This is a genomic window from Dyella sp. (assembly GCF_035503745.1).
Taxonomy (GTDB): Bacteria; Pseudomonadota; Gammaproteobacteria; order Xanthomonadales; family Rhodanobacteraceae; genus Dyella_B.
This window is the reverse complement of the sequence record NZ_DATJTC010000011.1, coordinates 148,687-167,827: the sequence shown is the minus strand read 5'-3', so window position 1 is coordinate 167,827 and position 19,141 is coordinate 148,687. Positions and strand designations below refer to the sequence as shown.

14 protein-coding genes are annotated in these 19,141 nt (G+C 62.9%); 10 read left to right on the top strand and 4 right to left on the bottom strand.

The genetic code is table 11. The features are described 5' to 3' along the window. Positions 1-45 precede the first annotated feature (45 nt). Positions 46-5,403 (bottom strand): fibronectin type III domain-containing protein, encoded by a 5,358-nt coding sequence (locus VME63_RS04650; protein ID WP_325430741.1) that lies wholly within the window; start codon positions 5,401-5,403, stop codon positions 46-48. A 464-nt stretch (positions 5,404-5,867) separates the two neighbouring features. Here VME63_RS04650 and VME63_RS04645 point away from each other — a divergent pair, with 464 nt between their 5' ends. The 4 genes from VME63_RS04645 to VME63_RS04630 all read left to right on the top strand — a co-directional run bounded on the left by VME63_RS04645 (position 5,868) and on the right by VME63_RS04630 (position 8,168). Continuing rightward, positions 5,868-6,407 carry a phage tail protein gene (locus VME63_RS04645; protein ID WP_325430739.1) on the top strand — a complete coding sequence of 180 codons (540 nt, stop codon included), beginning with the start codon at positions 5,868-5,870 and terminating at the stop codon, positions 6,405-6,407. Between the two features lie 39 nt (positions 6,408-6,446). After that, a complete protein-coding gene (locus VME63_RS04640) occupies positions 6,447-6,980 on the top strand; it encodes a phage tail protein (protein ID WP_325430737.1) in 534 nt (177 codons plus the stop codon). A gap of 29 nt (positions 6,981-7,009) precedes the next feature. After that, positions 7,010-7,537: a phage tail protein gene (locus tag VME63_RS04635; protein ID WP_325430735.1), complete on the top strand. Its 528-nt coding sequence runs from the start codon at positions 7,010-7,012 to the stop codon at positions 7,535-7,537. Positions 7,538-7,598: 61 nt separating this feature from the next. Then, positions 7,599-8,168, top strand: a complete 570-nt coding sequence (locus VME63_RS04630) for a GNAT family N-acetyltransferase (RefSeq protein WP_414648202.1) — start codon at positions 7,599-7,601, stop codon at positions 8,166-8,168. Here the strand turns inward: VME63_RS04630 and VME63_RS04625 are convergent. From VME63_RS04625 to VME63_RS04615, 3 genes are all read right to left on the bottom strand, one after another. Beyond that, positions 8,150-8,443 (bottom strand): DUF6916 family protein, encoded by a 294-nt coding sequence (locus VME63_RS04625; RefSeq protein ID WP_325430731.1) that lies wholly within the window; start codon positions 8,441-8,443, stop codon positions 8,150-8,152. The genes VME63_RS04630 and VME63_RS04625 overlap by 19 nt on opposite strands. A 147-nt stretch (positions 8,444-8,590) precedes the next feature. Next, positions 8,591-9,928 (bottom strand): hypothetical protein, encoded by a 1,338-nt coding sequence (locus tag VME63_RS04620; RefSeq protein WP_325430729.1) that lies wholly within the window; start codon positions 9,926-9,928, stop codon positions 8,591-8,593. Between the two features lie 340 nt (positions 9,929-10,268). Next, a complete protein-coding gene (locus tag VME63_RS04615) occupies positions 10,269-10,874 on the bottom strand; it encodes an OmpW/AlkL family protein (protein ID WP_325430727.1) in 606 nt (201 codons plus the stop codon). Positions 10,875-11,209: 335 nt separating this feature from the next. Here VME63_RS04615 and VME63_RS04610 point away from each other — a divergent pair, with 335 nt between their 5' ends. From VME63_RS04610 to hemN, 6 genes are all read left to right on the top strand, one after another. Further along, positions 11,210-12,775: a cytochrome ubiquinol oxidase subunit I gene (locus tag VME63_RS04610; RefSeq protein WP_325430725.1), complete on the top strand. Its 1,566-nt coding sequence runs from the start codon at positions 11,210-11,212 to the stop codon at positions 12,773-12,775. 4 nt (positions 12,776-12,779) lie between these two features. Next, a complete protein-coding gene (cydB, locus tag VME63_RS04605; RefSeq protein WP_325430723.1) occupies positions 12,780-13,913 on the top strand; it encodes a cytochrome d ubiquinol oxidase subunit II in 1,134 nt (377 codons plus the stop codon). An 11-nt stretch (positions 13,914-13,924) separates the two neighbouring features. Beyond that, entirely contained in the window at positions 13,925-14,140 is a 216-nt protein-coding gene (locus tag VME63_RS04600; RefSeq protein ID WP_325430721.1) for a hypothetical protein, read from the top strand. Beyond that, positions 14,127-15,884, top strand: coding sequence for a thiol reductant ABC exporter subunit CydD (gene cydD, locus VME63_RS04595; RefSeq protein ID WP_325430719.1), 1,758 nt, complete (start codon positions 14,127-14,129; stop codon positions 15,882-15,884). The genes VME63_RS04600 and cydD overlap by 14 nt, the downstream gene beginning before the upstream one ends. Continuing rightward, positions 15,881-17,662: a thiol reductant ABC exporter subunit CydC gene (gene cydC, locus VME63_RS04590; RefSeq protein WP_325430717.1), complete on the top strand. Its 1,782-nt coding sequence runs from the start codon at positions 15,881-15,883 to the stop codon at positions 17,660-17,662. Before cydD ends, cydC begins: the two co-directional genes overlap by 4 nt. A 69-nt stretch (positions 17,663-17,731) precedes the next feature. Continuing rightward, positions 17,732-19,108: an oxygen-independent coproporphyrinogen III oxidase gene (gene hemN / locus VME63_RS04585; protein ID WP_325430715.1), complete on the top strand. Its 1,377-nt coding sequence runs from the start codon at positions 17,732-17,734 to the stop codon at positions 19,106-19,108. The last annotated feature ends 33 nt before the right edge of the window (positions 19,109-19,141 follow it).

The window sequence follows — 19,141 nt, the reverse complement described above, 5'->3', positions numbered from 1 at the left end:
CGATTACCGCGCCCTGGATACGCGACACTGCATGGTGGCGATTAACTAGAACTGCTTCTTCACCCCAAGCTTGATCATCTGATCATGCGAATGCGGCTGGACCAGGTAATCGTAATCCGTGGTGATCAGCCAGTTGCCCTGCAGTTTCAGATCGCTACCGAAGCCCAGTTGCACGCTGTTGCCGTTCGCGCTGTACGGGTTGGACAGGATGTTCCATGATCCGGCCGAAGGAATCAGTGCGTAGCTCAGCGTGGTGCTGGTGACGCCCTGGAATTCGTGCCCGAATTCCAGACGCGCGTGCGGAATGATCAGGCCCCAGTCTTCCTTGTATTGGGTGCTCGCGCGCAAGCCCAGCAGGGCCTGCGTGGTGCGCACGAGTTCGCTGCCGTAAGTGAGCGCTTCGGTAACATCGCCGGTTTCGGAGTAGCTGTTGAGGCGCGACAGCGACCATTGCATGCTGCCATAAGGCGTCAGCAGCCACGACTGGTATTTGTATTCGTAGCCGCCCGTCAGCGATGCGAACCATTGGTCGCCGTAGCGATGGCCCAGCAGCTCGTCGCCAGCGTTTTCGCCACGGCGCGCCGTATCGAAGCTCAAGCCGCCGCCGCCGAGCACGCCGTCGATATAGGTGTGCTCCGATGGCGCGAAGCTGCCGTACATCGCGGCGCTGTAGCCTTGCGCGACGCTGCGGGTGCCATCGTTGGAGATCTCGCTGTTGTCGTGGTTGTAGCCGAGGGCCAGGCCGAACAGGCTGTCCTTGCCGATGCGCTGGTCGACGCCAGCTGTAACGGCGATGTTGTCGGAATCGAAACCGGCAGCCTGGCGATAGGAATCAAACGCGCCGAAGTTCGCGGCACCACCAATCCAAACGCCCAATCCCTGCGGTCCGGTGAAACCGGGGGTGGAGACCTGCTTGGTTGGCGTGTCGGGCGATGCCAGCGTGCCATCCGGCGCTTCGCTTGCACCCATGCCCGGACGCATGAAGCCGGCGGCGTGCGGCCACGACGTGGACTCTGATGCATTGCCTGTTTGAGGCTGGCCAGGTTGCGGCTGGCCGGGCATGGCATTGGCGCCGCCGCCGCTCAGCGGCCGGCCATCGAGGCTCAAGGACAAGGTGTTGCTGAACAGCGAACCGCCGCCATCGTGCAGGCTTTCCAGTCGGCCGCGGATGTTGTCGAGCTGGCTCTGCGCGAACATCTCCGCTTCGTTGGTTTGCGCATTGATCAGTCCAAGCACATCGGGATTCTTGGACGGATCCGGTTGCTTGGTGACCAGCACCAGCACATCGACCGTTACCGGACTGCCGCTGGTGGAAGTGAGCACCGCCGTAATCTGCACCAGCCCGGTGAAGCTGCCGTTGGGCGTAAAGGTCAACGCGGTGGGCTGGTTGAGCGAGACATTGCCCGCGTTGCCGGGCGAAAGGCCCAGCACGCTCGACCCGCTGTACGTACCCGGCGCGATGCTGCCCAGATTCACCGATACCGACGTACCGGGCGAAGTAATCACCGTCTTGGTGTAGCCGGTGGTTTTGCCCGCGGCGGTCACGGTAACCGTGATGCTGGCCGGTTGCGAGGCGCCGAAGTTATTCGACACGACGTAGTTGAACGTATCGGTGCCGACGAAGCCGGCCGCCGGTGTGTAGGTGATCTGTTCGCCATTGGCCGTGGCGGTGCCGTGCGCAGGTTGCGTGGCGACACCGACGCTGACGTAGGGCTGCGGTCCGCTGGCACCCTGCGTGGCCTGGATCAGCACCGGCGCACCGGCCGTGGTGGTCACCGAATGACTGGCCGCCGTCGGCGCCGCCAGGGACACCACGGTGATCGTCACCGTCGCGGGCGACGACGTGCCGCCCGGATTGGTGGCGGTGTAGGTAAAGGTATCGGTGCCGCCGTAATAGGCGGACGAAGGCGTGTAGGTGACGCTCTCGCCCGATACGGTCGCGGTGCCGTGCTGCGGCGCCTTGGCGATGGCCACCGACGTCACGTCGATGCCGGTGATCGCACCGCTCAAGTTGATCGTCGTGGCGGTGTTGTAGTTGGTGCTGGCGTTGACGTTGGCGGTGGTGGGCGGCGGCGGATTGGTGATCGTCACGGGCAGCGTCGCCTGCGGCGCGGCCACATGGCTACCGTCGCCGGCCTGGTTGGCGGTGACGTTGCAGACGCCGGCCGACAACGTGGTGACGGTGCTGCCCTGGATCGAACATACCGATCCGGACGAGCCGGCGATGGCGAACACGATCGGGCTGCTCGAACCCGTGCCCGTTGCCGACACGGCAAACGTGCCGCTCGGCTTGAACACCGGCGCCGCCGGGTTGGCCGCGAAGTTGGTGATCGAAGCGGCCACCTTGGGCGTCACGCTGTTGGAGGCCGCCGACGCCACACTGGTGCCGGCCGCATTGGTCGCCGTCACCGTGAAGGTATAGGCGGTGCCGTTGGTGAGTCCGGTCACCGTACAAGGCGAACTGGCGCAGGTACCGGTTATTCCGCCTGGATTGCTGGTGGCGGTGTAACCGGTGATCGCGTCGCCGCCGGTAACCGTCGGCGGCGTGAAGGTTATCGAGGCTTGCGCATCGCTGGCCGTCGCGGTGCCGATGGTCGGCGCAGCGGGTGCCACGCCCGCGATGGCGAACGTCTGGCTCACTTGCGGCGCGGGTGCGTAAGTACCGTTGCCGCCCTGATTGGCATTGATGGTGCACGATCCGGGCGTCACGGTGGTCAACGCGCCACCGCTGGTGATGGTGCAGACTGCGGTGGTGCTCGAAGAGAACGTCACCGTCAATCCTGATGTTGCGCTGGCGGTCAATGTCGGCGTGGCGCCGAAATTCACCGTGCCGGGATTGCTGAAGTTGATCGTCTGCGCGCCTTTGGGCGTTACGGCGTTCGATGCGGCGGACGCGGCGCCGGTGCCCACGCCGTTGGTTGCCGTGACGGTGAAGGTATAGGCCGTACCGTCGGTAAGACCGGTGACGGTGCACGGCGAGGCCGAACACGTGCCGGTTAATCCGCCGGGGCTGCTGGTGGCGGTGTAGCCGGTGATCGCCGAACCGCCCGACGAAGCAGGCGGGGTGAAACTCACCGTTGCTTGCTGAGCGCCCGCCGTCGCTACGCCGATGGTCGGTGCGCCCGGCACGATCCCGTTGACGGTGAAGGTCTGGCTAACCTGGGGCGCGGCCGAGTAAGTGGCATTGCCGGCCTGGTTGGCATCGATGGTGCAACTGCCGGCGGTGAGGAACGTAAGCGTGCCGCCGGTGGTGATCGTACATACGGCCGTCGTGCTGGAGGTGAAGGTCACCGTCAGGCCGGAGGTGGCCGAGGCCGTCAACGTCGGCGTGGTGCCGAAATTCTGCGCGCCTGGATTGGCGAAGGTAATCGTCTGCGACGTCTGCGGTGTCGTGCTGCCCGACGCGGCCGATGGCGCACCGGTGCCGGCCGAGTTGGTGGCGGTTACCGTGAAGGTGTACGCCGTGCCATTGGTAAGACCGGTCACCACGCAGGGCGAACTGGCACACGTCCCCGTCAAGCCGCCCGGGCTGCTGGTGGCGGTGTACTGGGTGATCGACGCACCGCCGGTGAAAGCGGGCGGCGTAAAGTTGACCGTTGCCTGCCCGCTGGCCGACGTGACTGCGCCGATGGTAGGCGCGCCTGGCACGACTGCCGCGACCGTGAAGACCTGGGTCACCTGCGGCGCAGCCGAATAAGTGGTGTCGCCGGACTGATCGGCATTGATGCTGCAACTACCTGCGGTGATGAAAGTAAGCGTGCCGCCGGTGGTGATCGTACACACCGCCGTCGTATTCGAGCTGAAGCTTACCGGCAGGCCGGAGCTGGCCGTGGCCGTCAGCGTCGGCGTGGTGCCGAAATTCTGCGTACCCGGATTGGCGAAGGTAATGGTCTGCGTTGCCTGCGGCGTGACGCTGTTCGACGCCGCCGATGGCGCACCCGTGCCGGCCGAATTGGTGGCCGTCACGCTGAAGGTGTAAGCCGTGCCATTGGTCAGGCCGGTCACCACGCAGGGCGTGCTGGCGCACGTCCCCGTCAAGCCGCCCGGGCTGCTGGTGGCGGTGTACTGGGTAATCGACGCGCCACCGGTGAATGCCGGCGCAGTAAAGCTGACCGATGCCTGCGCGGACGTTGCCGAGGCCGTGCCGATGGTGGGCGCGCCGGGCACTACCGCGTCGACAGCGAACGTCTGCGCGACAGTCGGCGCCTGGCTGTAGGTACCGTTGCCGGCCTGGTCCGCATCGATCGTGCAGCTGCCGGCCGTGATGAAGGTGAGCGTGCCGCCGGTGGTAATGGTACATATCGCGGTGGTGGTCGAGCTGAACGTGACCGTCAAGCCCGACGTGGCGGAGGCCGTCAGCGTCGGTGTCGTGCCGAAGTTCTGCGTACCCGGGTTGGTAAAGGTAATGGTTTGCGTTGCCTTGGGCGTGACGCTGTTCGATGCGCTGGAAGCCGGCCCGCTACCATCCGCGTTGGCCGCCACCACGGTGAAGGTATACGCCGTGCCGTTGGTCAATCCGGTGATGGTGTGCGTGAGCGCGGTACTGCCGGCGTTGGAATCGGTGCCGCCGGCCGGACTGGACGTCACCGTGTAACCGGTGATCGGCGAGCCGCCATTGCTGGCGGGCGCCGAGAACGTCACCGTGGCCTGTGCCACGCCGGCTGATGCGGTAACGCCGGTCGGTGCACCGGGCACCGTCGATGGCGTGACGGAATTGGACGCCGCCGACGCGCTACCTGTGCCGACGGCATTGGTGGCGGTGACCGTAAACGTGTAGGCCGTTCCATTCGTCAGGCCGGTGACCGTGCATGGCGATGCGCTACACGTACCGGTAAATCCTCCCGGGCTGGACGTGGCGGTATAGCCGGTGATGGGAGAGCCCCCGTCACTGGATGGTGCGGTGAAGGTTATCGACGCTTGCGCGTTGCCGGCCGTCGCGGTGCCTATGGTGGGCGCGCCGGGAGCCGTGGCGACGATGTTGACGGTGACGTTGGCGGTGTCGTTGTAGACCACCGATCCGCCGTCATCGCCATAAAATGCAATCGACTCGCTATAGCTGCTCGACGTGGCGGATGTCGGCGTATACAAGATCCACTCGTTGCCATTGTCGTCGTATTCGAGCGTGTAAGTGCCGTGCTCTCCGGCGATCTGGTCACCGGGATTGCCCGAACCGCCCCCCACGGCCGTCGCGCCGGGCGTCGCCTGAATATCGCCGTTTGGACTGCACGCTGCTGCTTGCCCCGTTCCCGAATACGCATTTCCGGTCAGGTTGTAGCGCTGCGCCGTATTGAGCGGGCCGTTGTTGAACGTGATCGTCAGGGTGCAGCCGGTCTGCGTTGTGTACGCCATCGCCTCGCGCGGCCAAAGGCTCGCCAGCGTCATGAACGCCAGCAGCAACAGCATGCCAAACATCGAAGTGAAGGCGCCGCATACTGCAGCGCACGCCGCGCGGTGGCGGACGAAACGAATATGAATCATGACCCCTACCCCTGAAACGACTTGCCGTGTCGTGCATGCGCACGCGGGAAACGCTATGCCGCGCTCAGGCACATGGCGAAAAAAACGAGAATCCCCGACGCTATCCGAAATCTTGCGTACTGGCGTATTAGCTTGCGACGCCGGCACACCCCCCCCTTTCGATGCATAACGTCGTAGCAAGGATGCCTACAAGTCAAGTGTTATCTTCGTCACAGTTCCATCACATCTGCAGGCCCGCAGATAGCTAGACTTCACGCGCCGGCGGGGTTTGCCGCAGCCAGGGGACATCGGCTGGGCATTGTCGCGATGGCGGCAATTGTCACGAGAGGCAGGGTAGGCTCGCACGGGGTCAGCACTTCATTGCAACGATTCACCACTGGGGGAGTCGCATGGCTGAATTTTATCTCGGTCAAATCATGATGACCGGCTTCGGGTTCGCGCAACGCGGTTTTGCGTTCTGCAACGGGCAACTCCTGCCCATCCAGCAGAATACGGCGTTGTTTTCGTTACTGGGCGTCCAGTACGGCGGTAACGGTACATCCAACTTTCAACTACCCAATCTGCAAGGACGCGCACCGGTCGGCAGCGGCCCTTCCGCGGATCCGAGCTGGCAACCTCCCAGCTATACGATCGGGGACATGGAAGGCGTGGAATCGGTGACCCTCGCCGGTCAGCAGCTACCCATGCACTCCCACCTGGTCGGCGCAACCACCAGCACCGGCAACAGCAAGATCGTGACCAATGCTCTTTTTGGCACAAGCAACAATACGAGCATCCCGGTCTTTGCAGCCGGCGGCACCAATACCGTCCCGCTCTATCCGGCAACCATCGGCATGACGGGTGGGTCCGGCCCGCATAACAACATGCAGCCGTATCGTGTCATCAACTTCAATATCGCTCTCAGCGGCATCTATCCAACGCGCGGTTGATGGCTTGAAGACTCACTCGTTTCCGGAAGGAGAACTTACGTGACGACACCTTACGTCGGCGAAATACGCCTATTAGGATTTCCGCGCATTCCCACCGGTTGGATGGCCTGCGACGGCAGTCTCAAGCCCATATCCACTTACCAGACACTGTATGCCCTGCTCGGCACCACCTACGGCGGCGACGGCGTCACCACCTTCGCGGTACCGGACCTGCGCGGCCAGGTACCCTTGCACCAGGGCACCGGCCTTGGACTTACCACCCGCGTGCTTGGCGAAGTGGGCGGCAATGAAAACGTTACGCTGCTGAGTGCGCAGATGCCGCAGCACAACCATAACTTCATGGCCACCACCAATGCTGCGACGGCCACGTCGCCGGGCACGACGGTGCAGCCGGCCACGTTGCCCAGCGACCATATCTATCTGCAAAACATCACCGGAACGCCTACGGCCGATGCCATGGCACCTACCATGATCGGGCAGGCGGGCGGAAATCTGCCCCACAACAACATCATGCCTACGTTGACGCTGTCTTTCTGTATTGCCTGGGAAGGGATTTATCCCTCACAGAGCTGACCATCGCGCAACCACATTCGGAGAATGGCATGACCACACCTTTTCTGGGCGAAGTACAAATCTTCGGCTTCAATTTTGCGCCGTATGGCTGGGCTCTGTGCAATGGCGCGACCTTGAGCATCTCGCAGTATGCGACGCTTTACTCCTTGCTCGGCACCAACTATGGCGGCAACGGGACGACCACCTTCCAGCTGCCCAACCTGACCACGCGCGCACCTTGCAGCCAGGGCACGGGACCGGGACTCTCGCAACGCACGATCGGCGAGGCGTTCGGCGAGCCGGCGCATACGCTGATTTCCAACGAGATGCCCCAGCACATCCACTCGGCGCAGGGTTTCGGCGGTGCCGGCACCCGTTCGCCGCAACCTGCCCCCAACGCGGCGCTTACCAGCTCCGGCGTGTTCGAGGTCTACAACAATAATCAGGCGCAAAACACCACGCTGCTGCCCACCACGCTGGGCACCTATGGCGGAAGTCAGCCGCACGAGAATCGCCAACCCTTTCTGGCGTTGAACTTCTGCATCGCCTTGAGCGGCGTATACCCGTCGTTTTCTTGATGTCAGTGCGCAACAGTCCGCGGTTGCATCGCTGCGGCCTGTTGCCTTGAAGCCTTCTCGCGTGTCGAACCCTCCGGTGTTTCCATCCAGGCCGAGCTTTGCGACGGAACTGCCGGAGCATCTGCGGCACGAGGGCTATCGCTTGCGCTGGGCGGGGGCAAGCGATGAGGCGTTCTTGCGCGAGCTTTATGCGTGCTCGCGCACCGAAGAGCTGGACCTCGTGGCATGGCCCGAGGGAACCAAGGCCGCCTTTCTCGGTAGCCAATTCGACTTGCAGCACCGGCATTTCGCGCACTACTTCGCCGATGCTGAATTCCTGGTCCTGGAATACAAGCAAGAACCGATCGGCCGCTTGTATGTATCGCGTCAAAAAGAAGACTGGCTGGTGATCGATATCGGGTTGATGCCTGCCTATCGCGGCAAGGGTTTAGGCAGCACCCTGCTGCTGCAGCTACTGGCTGCGGCAGAACGGGAAGGAGCCCGCAGCGTTGCGCTGCACGTGGAGCAGCGCAACGTGCGTGCGCACCGCCTTTATCGAAAGCTTGGCTTTCGCGATGAAGCCGTGGAAGGCTTTCACCTGCTTATGCGCTGGCATGTCCCCAACGGCAGCGCTCAGTTGAATATGGCTTGATAGATAAATCCATCCTGATTGCGCGCCACCGGCACCAGAAAGATGCCGAAATCGCCGACGCCTGGATTTTCCATCTGGTAAATGCGCTGCGGAAACAGCAGCGCCGAGCTGTGGTGAAACAACAGCGAAAACGGTGCACGCACCATGCCAGGCACGGCAGCGGCAGGCAATGGCCGCGCCTCGACCAGCACGAACGGCGATTTGCCGTGGTCAAGGTCCACGGTAAAGGTTTCATTGATGCGGCCGGCAAAATGTTCCAGCGTGAGAATTTGCACGCCAGCGTCCCCAGTGATTCGGCGATGCGTTTAGTGTCGCACGGAAGTGGCGCGCGCAACAGCGCTTGCCATGTTATTCGTCACAGACCACACATGAAACATGCCGGGCCTGACGCTTGCGCGCGCGGCCCGGCATCGATCCCATGATCAGTGAATTTCGTTAAGTGCGGGATCGCGTTCCACCTTGTAGATCTTGGCGGGCGGCGTCGCCGACTTCATCAGCTTCAGGCGGAAGTTCTTCGCTTGCTGGCAGGCATTGGGTCCATGCACGAACACGCCGTCCTGCGTGCACTTCCATTCGTAGAAATTCTGGATGCCGCCGGCAAGCTGCAGGCTGTAGTCGGTGCTGAGCGACGATGCATCGAACGGCACGCCGGCGGGAAGGTTCTGGAACCAGCGCATCCATTCCTTGGAACCGACCGGCGGCGGATTGGCCTGGAAGGTGGGATTCATCGGTGACACCTGCGGGCTTTCGGCCGTCATATGGCAGCTCATGCACGCGCTGACCGGATTATCCACCGGGCCGTCCAGACGGCCATTCCAACCCAGATGCGTAGGCGGCAATTCCGCCTTGCCGTTAATTGCCGATTCCTTGATCTTCGGATTGATCTTGGTCACGGTCGGCTTGGGGTTGGTGTAGTCGTTGCCGGTCTCTTCCGGATCGTTGCCCCACATCACGCCCACCGGCACCAGATTGTCCCAGCTAGGCTTGCCGGTCACCGTGCCGTTGTACTGGAAGGTGCCGAAGATCCAGCCGGTGCCGGGCACGCGCGTGTCGCGCACCGCGAAGTCCATCTGGATCAAGGCCACGTTCTTGATCTCGCGATTGGCCGAGGTGAAGCTATCGGTGACGTAAGCCTTCCAGAGCACCGGATTGACCAGGAACGGTACCTGCTTGAGATCCACGTCCGCGAACAGGGCCTTGCACACCACGGTGCCGTTATGGAACGTGTTGGGCTTGGTGGTGACGGAAGGGTCGGGATTTTGCGGGTCTTTCCACACCTGGCCGATGGTGTAGGCGCCGATATCGTTGTAGATGCCTACCGCAAACGTCTGGCCGGTGGCGGTCTGCGTGACGGCAAGCTGCTGCGACTGGATCTGCGCCTCCTTGGTCAAGCCATGGATGCCTTCGCGGCCCAGCGGCCCATAATGCTGCCACGGTGCGTGGTACCACTTGCGCACGGTGTTGTTCTGCACGTACCAGTCGCTTTCCACATTGCCCTCGAGGCAATATTTCTTCACCGCGTCCACGTACGGCCGCCACTGCTCGAAGTCGTTGCTGAACTTCGCCGGCAACAATTTGAAGAATGCCGGCGTATCGGTCGGCAACGTGGTCGGGTAGTTCTGACTCAGCTGAAAGATCGGGCCCTTGTACGTAGACGGCGGCTTATAGCCGTAGTCCGGAAACGTTCCCGCATTGGCGGCACCCGCCATCATCGCGAGCGCCATCACGGCACCCGCGACCCTGCCTTTTCCAAAAAGCATGGTTGATTCCCCGTTTTGAGTTCGCACGCCCGTAGCGGGGACATTGCAACCCCGTACGATCCCCTGTCCGGCATGACGCGGGCCCGGACGGCCATTCACGATCCAGCGGTGCGTACGATCACTGGAAGGCTGTATGGGTGGCGTGAATTTTCCAAACGGGGGGCGCAACGGCCAGGTTGCGCCACCTTGCTAGAGCTACTTATTCGGCGATGGTCCGGCGCGCACATGGACTCCATGGACTACCGAAACGTGCAATGAGCTAAGACATAACCCATATGCGTTCTTAGCACCGTGGAACTTGAATGAAAGCCGCGCGCAAATCTGCCCGGAAAACCGACCGTCAGAACCGATAGCCGACGCTCAAACCATAGGCGATAGGATCTATGGTCGCGCGACCGACATTCGCGCCATTGACATGTACCGTTCCACGGATGTCCATCCAGCGCAGATCCGCGGTCACTAGCCAGCGGTCCGTCAGCTTGACATCGATACCGCCATGCGCAGCCGCACCCCAGCTGTTTTGGATATGCACGCTGGCGCCGTTCAGCACGCCTTCGCCACGCGTATCGAAGAAGTGGGTGTAGTTGATGCCCGCGCCGATGAACGGCGATACGACGGCGCCTGGCATGAAGTGATAGTTCACGCCGAGCGTGGGCGGCAGGTCCTTGGTAGTGGCGGCTTTCATGCCGTCCAACCGCACCTCGTGCCTGAACGGCACCGCCGCCAGCGCATCCACGCCCCAATGGGGCGTGATCATGTATTCAACGCTGAAGGTGGGTTTGGCATCGTTGCTGGTGGTCGCCTTCAGGCCCGCAAGCGTACCGGTATCGCTCGTGGGATCGACGACATGCGCGCCCACGCGCACAACCCAATCGTCGTCGGCATGGCTTGGCGAAGCCAGAAAAACGGCGGCACAGGCGACCAGTACGGGGATATGGCTTTTCATGGACATCATCCGTTCGTTGATTGACGAACGGATTCTGAAAATCCCGGAGGCTGGCCCGATTGATGCAGATCAATCGCGCTACCGCATGTGTCGTCTTGCCGCAGTGTGCTGATTCCCCTCGCCGGGGATGCATCTGATCGATGCGTTGCCGAGCGCTGGTGACGCCTACGAAACATTGATCGGAGCACCCTTAGACCAAGCCGCACTTGATCGGCGTCAATATCGCCGGCTCCCCGGCCATCGACACTGGGCGTCGCGATGAACCGCCACATGCGGAACCTCGACCGTTTCGGCGATACTCCGGACGGACCTCGCTTACCTAAGGGCATCACGTCATGCATGACATAACGGTTGTCGAGCTGTCACGACTGCAGTTTGCAGCGACCGCGCTCTATCACTTTCTTTTCGTACCGCTAACGCTCGGCCTGTCCTTCCTGCTCGCGGGAATGGAAACGGTTTACGTTATCTCAGGCAGGCCCATTTACAAGCAGATGACCCAGTTCTGGGGAAAGCTGTTCCTGATCAACTTTGCGCTGGGTGTCGCCACGGGCTTGACGATGGAGTTTCAGTTCGGCACCAATTGGTCCTTTTATTCCAGTTTCGTCGGCGACATTTTTGGTGCGCCGCTGGCCATCGAGGGGCTGATGGCATTCTTTCTGGAGTCCACCTTCGTCGGCCTGATGGCATTCGGCTGGGATCGCCTCAAGCCGGGCCAGCACCTTGCGGTAACGTACCTGGTCGCCTTGGGCTCCAATTTGTCGGCACTGTGGATCCTGATTGCCAACGCCTTCATGCAATCGCCGGTGGGCGCAACATTCAACCCCGCCACCATGCGCATGGAGCTTACCGACCTCCCCGCGCTGATTTTCAGCCATGATGCGCAGGCCAAGTTCGTGCATACGTCGATCGCCGGTTATGTGACCGCGGCCGTGTTCGTGGCCGGTGTCAGCGCGTGGTACATGCTCAAGCGCAGGCATCTGGACATGGCGCGGCGCTCCTTCCGCATGGCCGTGCTGTTTGGCCTGCTTGCCACGGCGGGCGTGATCACGCTGGGCGATGCGCTGGGTTTTGTCGGCGCACAGGCGCAACCGACCAAGTTGGCGGCCATGGAAGGGCTGTGGCGAACCGAGCCAGGCCCCATGCCATTCAACCTGATGGCATTTCCCTCGCAGACCGAGCATGTAAACCATGCACAAGTGCAGATTCCGTATGCGCTGTCCATTCTCGTCACGCATTCGCTTACCGGCAGCGTGCCGGGCATCGACGTACTCGAGCAGCGCGCCGAGCAGCGCATTCGCCATGGCATTCCCGCGGTGGAAGCACTTAAGACCTTGTCCCTCCATCCAGGCGATGCGCAGGCAATGGCGACATTCGACGCGCATCGGGACGACCTTGGCTACGGTTTCCTGGTCAAGCGATACGCCGACGATGTCGCCACCGCCACCGATGCGCAAATTGCGCAGGCGGCCAAGGATTCCATTCCAAACGTCGCCACGTTGTTCTGGTCCTTCCGCGCCATGGTGGTGATGGGACTGGGCATGCTCGCGTTCTTCGTGCTGGCCCTGCTTTACACCATGCGCGACACCGTACACGAGCACCGCCGGTTCCTGCAGTTCGCGGTGTGGATGATTCCCGTGCCGTTTCTTGCCTGCGAAGCAGGCTGGCTCGTGGCCGAACTGGGCCGCCAGCCCTGGACGGTCTACGGCGTATTGCCGACGTGGATGTCCGCCTCGACGCACAGTGTCGGCTACATGCTGTTTTCACTGGGCGGATTCGTGACGCTTTACACGCTCTTCATCGTGATCGAGATGTACCTGATGGTCCGCGCGATTCGCATTGGCCCCGTCGAGTCCGAGGAGCCTGCCTCGCCCGCCCTCTCCTCCGTCTATGCCGAGGCCTGATCTCATGGACCTGTATGCAACCCTTCAAATCGTCTGGTGGCTGCTATTGGGCGTGCTGCTGATCGGACTGGCGGTCATGGTCGGCATGGACATGGGCGTGGGGACGATTCTTCGCTACGTCGGCCGCACCGACCTGGAGCGTCGCGTGGCGCTCAACGTGATCGGGCCGCATTGGGATGGCAACCAGGTGTGGTTCATCCTTGGCGGCGGCGCGGTTTTCGCCGCGTTTCCCTTGATTTATGCAACGGCCTTTTCAGGCTTCTACGTCGTGATGCTCTTGCTGCTGTGGAGCATGATCATGCGTCCGCTCGGTTTCGAGTACCGCAGCAAATTGTCCTCCGCGGGCTGGCGAAACGCCTGGGACTGGGCGTTGTTCGTCAGTGGCTTCGTGCCGATGGTGGTGTTTGGCGCGGCGTGCGGCAATCTGTTCCTGGGGGTGCCGTTCCAGTTCGACTGGACGCTTACCTCGACCTACACCGGCAGCTTCATCGCGCTGCTCAACCCTTTCGCGATCCTTTGCGGCTTACTGTCGGCCAGCATGTCGGCGGCGATGGGTGCCATCACCGTGATGAACGGTGCCGAAGGCGTGATGGCCGAACGCGGCAGGACGCTAGCGCGGGTGGCTTGGCTGCTTGGGATGGTCCTGTTCGCGGCGGGCGGTTTCTGGATCGCGCACATCCAGGGTTATGTGCTGCTGGGTTCGCCCGGTGCCGGTGTGCCGCAAACGCCGATGCAGCAACAGGTATCGCTGGTCGATGGGGCATGGCTTGCCCATTTCCGCGACCACGGCGTGCTGTGGCTGGTGCCGGCGACGGGCTTTGCCGGCATGGCGGCAAGTTTGCTCGCCGCCAGCGCACGCCGATCACACCTGGCCTGGTGGCTGGGCGCGCTGGCATGGGCCGGGGTGATCGGAACCCTCGGCACCGCGTTGTTTCCATTTCTTCTGCCAAGCGCAAGCGTGCCGGCACAAAGCCTCACCGTGTGGAACGCCAGCTCCAGCAGACTGACGCTGGCGTGGATGACCGGCTTTGCGCTCGTCTTCGTCCCGCTTGTCATCTGGTACACGAGTTGGGCTTTCTATGTCATGCGGGGAAAGGTCGATCCGCATCACATCGCCAACGATGAGCACGCCTACTGAGAGCCATCGATATGAAAACCTTTTTCCAATTCGTGCTGTTCATGATCATTGCCATCCTGATCATCCTGATGGCGGTGATACTGGGCGATTCAGGAGCCTGGTATTTCGCATGGCTGATTGGTACGGCGATGATCGTGCTCATCTCGGCAGCCGGGGGCGCATTGCTGGACGCGCAGGATCGGCAGGCAAACGGCACTGCCGGGATAAAGCACCGTGACGGTGCCTGAAGCGACCTCCGATGCCGGCGGTGCACGTGCGCAGCGTTGGCTGCGCGCGCACGCGGCACCGGGGCGACGGCTGATCAACATCGGCCTGTGCTTTGGCATCGCCCATGCCGCCGTGGCCTGCCTCATCGCGTGGCTGGTCGCGCAAGCGCTGGCGCGGGTGATCTTTCACCGCGCCGGCTACGGCGACCTTTGGACGGTACTGGCGCTTATCGGCATCTTTGCGCTTCTGCGCGGCGCATTGCTTTACCAACAGCGCCTCTTCAGCGACCGGGCGGCACATGCGGCCATCTGCGCCATGCATCGCCAATTGCGCGAGAGCTTGCGCGCGCTCGGTCCCTCGTGGTGCGCCAGCCAGTCACAGGGCGACCTGATTACGCGCCTCGTCGAGGGCGTGGATACGTTCGCGCCGTTTTATGCCAACTATCTTCCGCAGACCGTCTTCGCCGTCATCGTTCCGCTAGTGGTGGCCATTGCCGTATCGGTGGCCGACCCATGGTCGGCCGTGGCCCTGGCGGCCTGCGCACCGCTTATACCGATCTTCATGATCCTTGCCGGCCGCTCGGCGGCCGATGCCAGCACGCGGCGATGGCTGGTGCTGCGCCGCCTGGGCTCGCAGTTCATGGATGCCATCGCCGGCTTGACGACATTGCTACTATACCGCGCGGGAGACCGGGAACATAAGCGGCTGACCCTGGTCGGCGACGCGTACCGCCGCGAAACCATGGCGGTGCTACGCGTGGCTTTTTTGTCGTCGCTGGTGATGGAATTTTTTGCGGCGGTCAGCATCGCGGTCGTGGCCGTCATGGTGGGCTTCAGGTTGATGGACGGACGGCTGGCCTTCGAAAATGGGCTGTTCGCGCTTTTGCTGGCGCCGGAATTTTTCGCTCCACTGCGTGCCCTGGGCACGCAGCGCCACACCCGCATGGAGGCACTTGCCGCCGCCGACGGGCTTATCGACATCGTCGAACAGGCCAGGGCGCATGCCACGGGCGACACGGCTAGCGCCATGCCCGGCTTCGCCCCGCCGGCCATTCGGCTCCAAAGCGTGCGCGCCGGCTACGAGCGCGACGTGCTCCATGGCATCGACCTGGATATCCCGGCCGGCACGCGCCTGACGGTGGTCGGTGCCAGTGGCGGCGGCAAGAGCACGCTGCTCGCGTTGCTGATGGGCTTCATCGCCGTGCGTGAGGGACGTGTGGAAATAGACGGCCAGCACTTGTCCGCGCTGCGGCTCGATGCATGGCGGCGGCAGATAACCTGGATGCCACAGCGCCCACACGTGTTCCGCGGCAGCTTGCGTGACAATCTGCGTATCGCACGCCCCGATGCGGGCGACGCCGCACTGGCACGCGCCATCCAGCACGCTGCGCTGGACAAAGTCATCGCCCGCCTGCCGCAGGGACTGGATACACCCTTGGGCGAGCGCGGGTACGGCCTTTCCGGCGGCGAAGCGCAGCGACTTGCCCTGGCGCGTGCATGGCTGCGCGATACCCCGATCATGCTGCTGGACGAACCGACACAGCATCTGGATGCAACCACCGCCGGCGCCATCGATGACGCGCTGGACGCGTTATGCGCAGATCGCACCGTAATCCGGATAGCGCATCGCGTCGATACGCTATCGGACGACGAACGGATTGCGGTATTGAACGAAGGACGTATCGTGGAGGTGGGTACCGTTGCCACGCTGCGCCGCCAGGAAGGCGCTTTTTCAGCGCTATTGCGCTTGGGCGCCAGCGCATGAGCCATCCGTTCAAACCCGGCGGGCAGACCACACGCGAGCAATGGCGGCGTTTGGCCGCGCTATGGCTCCCGCAGCGCCGTCGCATGACAGCCGGCTTGCTGCTGGCGCTGATCGCAACGCTCGCGAGCATTGCATTGCTTGGCACGTCGGGCCATTTCATTACCGGCATGGCCATCGCCGGCGCGGGTGGAGCGGCCATCAATTACTACACGCCCGCCGCGCTGGTGCGACTGTTTGCACTGCTTCGCAGCGGGGGCCGCTACGCCGAGCGCATCGTGACGCACGATGCGACACTATCGATCCTGGCGCAGCTTCGCTGCTGGCTCTTCGCGCGCATGCTGCCGCTGGCCCCTGCAGGCCTTCGCGGCATGCGGAGCGCACAATGGATGTCGCGACTTCGCGCCGACGTAGACGCGCTGGAACATACCTACCTCGGACTGCTTCTGCCGACCCTCGTCAGCCTTTTATCCATGGCGGTCGTCGTGGGTGTCATGGCGATGTGGTCGCTCCATGGCGCGTTGGCACTGGCCATCATGCTGGCCGCGATCGGTGTGCCGCTTATTCCATGGCTCAAGCGCCACACGCTTCATGCCGAGCAGTTCGACCGTGACGGCGAGACGCTTCGGGCCGAATGGGCGGACGCGCTTGCTGGCCGCGCGGAGCTGGTGCTGTTCGGCGCGGAAACCGAGGTCGACCACCGGCTGGAAGCCACCGTCATGCGGCGCGAACGCTCGCGGCAAGCCGGCCAGCGTGCGTTGGCGGCCAGCGATGCCGCGCTTGTTGCGGCGACATCGCTGGCGGCGCTGCTTGCGCTCGCCGTTGGAATCGGCGCGTACCGCAGCGGCGCGTTAAGCGGGCCGGGACTGACCTTGCTGGTCATGCTCGCCATGGCTGGTATCGAACTGCTGCTGCCATTACCCGCGGCGTGGCTGAAGCTCGGCTCGATCCGGGCGGCGGCGCGGCGCATTTTCGGACTCGCCGACACCAAGCCGGTTGTAGCGCCACCCATCACCCCGGTCGCGCCGCCAACGGCAAGCGATCTCGATCTGCGGGATGTCTGGATGTACCACGACGATGGCGCGTGCGTGGCATTGCGGGGCATCAACATTCACCTGGCCGCCGGGGCGCGCGTCGCCATCGTAGGCCGCTCCGGCTGCGGGAAAAGCAGCCTCGCGCATGTGCTGGCACGTTTGTACCCATTCCAGGGTGACATCCTCCTTGGCGGCGTGCCGATCGCATCGCTCAACCCCGACGACGTGCGCGCGCGCATCTGCGTGGTGGAGCAATCGCCCTACCTGTTCGATGCGAGCTTGCGCGACAACCTGCGCCTGGCCTGCCCCGACGCGGACGAAACGCGCATGCTGCAAGCCTTGTCCGCCGCGCAACTGGATGGATTCGTCGCGGACCTTCCGCGCGGGCTCGATACGTGGGTGGGGCCCAACGGGGTATGCGTTTCCGGGGGCGAGGCGCGCCGTATCGCCATAGCGCGTGCGTTGCTGACCGATGCGCCCATAGTCATCCTGGACGAGCCCACCGAAGGACTCGATAACGGTACCGTCGCCGCGCTTTATGCCTCACTGGCACACGCAATGAACGGCCGCACAATGGTACTGATGACGCATCGGCTGGAAGCGCTCTCGTCGCTGGTGGACGAGATGATCGTGATGGAATCCGGCCGCATCGTAGACCGGCGGAGCCTTTCCGATACGTGCAGCCAGCAAGATCCCGGTAGCCGCTGTGGCGACGGCGTCCTGCACAAAGATCGCCGCGTCGGGTAAGCACAACCACTTCCCTTCGACGCCAGCGCCACACCCATGCAACATGCCCTACAAAGGACATATGCCACCATGGCCCACCATTTCGACGCCGCCCTGATTGCCCGTTATGATGGTAACGGCCCGCGCTACACCAGTTATCCCACGGCACTCCACTTCGCGCCATCATTTGATGAGGCAGCGCTACGCAAGGCCATTGCGGCCACCAATAACCTGTCGCCACCCAGGCCATTGTCGGCTTACATACACGTACCCTTTTGCCACAGCCCCTGCTTCTACTGCGGCTGCAACCGTGTCATCACCCGCGACGCGAACAAATCTCACCGTTACCTCAGTGTGCTTAGTCAGGAGGTGGCGCGACTCGCGCCGCTCTTCCACCAGGATCGCAGCCTGCACCAACTCCACCTCGGGGGCGGCACGCCCAACAGTCTGGATATCGATCAAATGACGGCGCTGATGGCGGCACTGGAACGCCACTTCCATCTCGCACCGCCTAGTCAGCGCGAGTTCGGCTTCGAAATGGACCCGCGGCATGCCGACGCCGATTATGTAAGTGCGCTGGCTCGACTCGGATTTAATCGTCTGTCGGTAGGCATCCAGGACTTCAGTCCGGCAGTGCAGGCGGCGGTCAACCGCCTGCAGTCGCCCGAACAAACCAGGCGCGTGATCGAAGCGGCACGCACAAACGGCTTTCGCTCAATCAGCGTTGATTTGATGTACGGACTGCCGCGCCAGACGCAGCCCGATTTTGCCCGCACGCTCGATACCGTGCTGAGCCTGGCACCCGATCGCCTGGCTGTCTACGGTTACGCCCACCTGCCTCATTTGTTCAGGGCCCAATCGCACATCAAGGCGGAAGAAACACCGAGCGCCGCCGAACGGCTGGATCTGTTCGGCCAGGCACTGGAGACCCTGACCGGCGCAGGCTACGTATACATCGGCATGGACCACTTCGCACTGCCCGGAGACGACTTGGTTCGCGCCCAGCGCGCAGGCACACTGCAGCGCAATTTCCAGGGCTATTCCACCTTTGGACACTGCGACATCGTAGGCCTGGGCCCCAGTGCGATCAGCCGAATCGGCGACACTTACAGCCAGTCAATCCGCGATCTTGCCGGTTACTCTGCTGCGGTGCTCGGCGGCAACCTGCCGGTCGCGCGCGGTATCGCGCTCACCGCTGACGATCGGCTGCGCCGGGAAGTCATCAACACACTGATGTGCGATGGTGAACTGGACATGCTCGCCTTCAGCGAGAGTCATCACCTCGATTTCCCCAGTTATTTCGGCCAGGAACTGGTGCGCTTGTACCGGCTTGGCGAAGACGGACTGGTGGCGGTCGATGACCGCCGCATTCGCGTGACACCGACGGGACGATTCCTTTTGCGGCAAATCGCGATGAGCTTCGATGCCTATCTGCCCGCCAAACAACATGGCGCGCGCCTGATTTGAAGCCAGGCGCGCGAGGGCCGGCATCGCCGATGC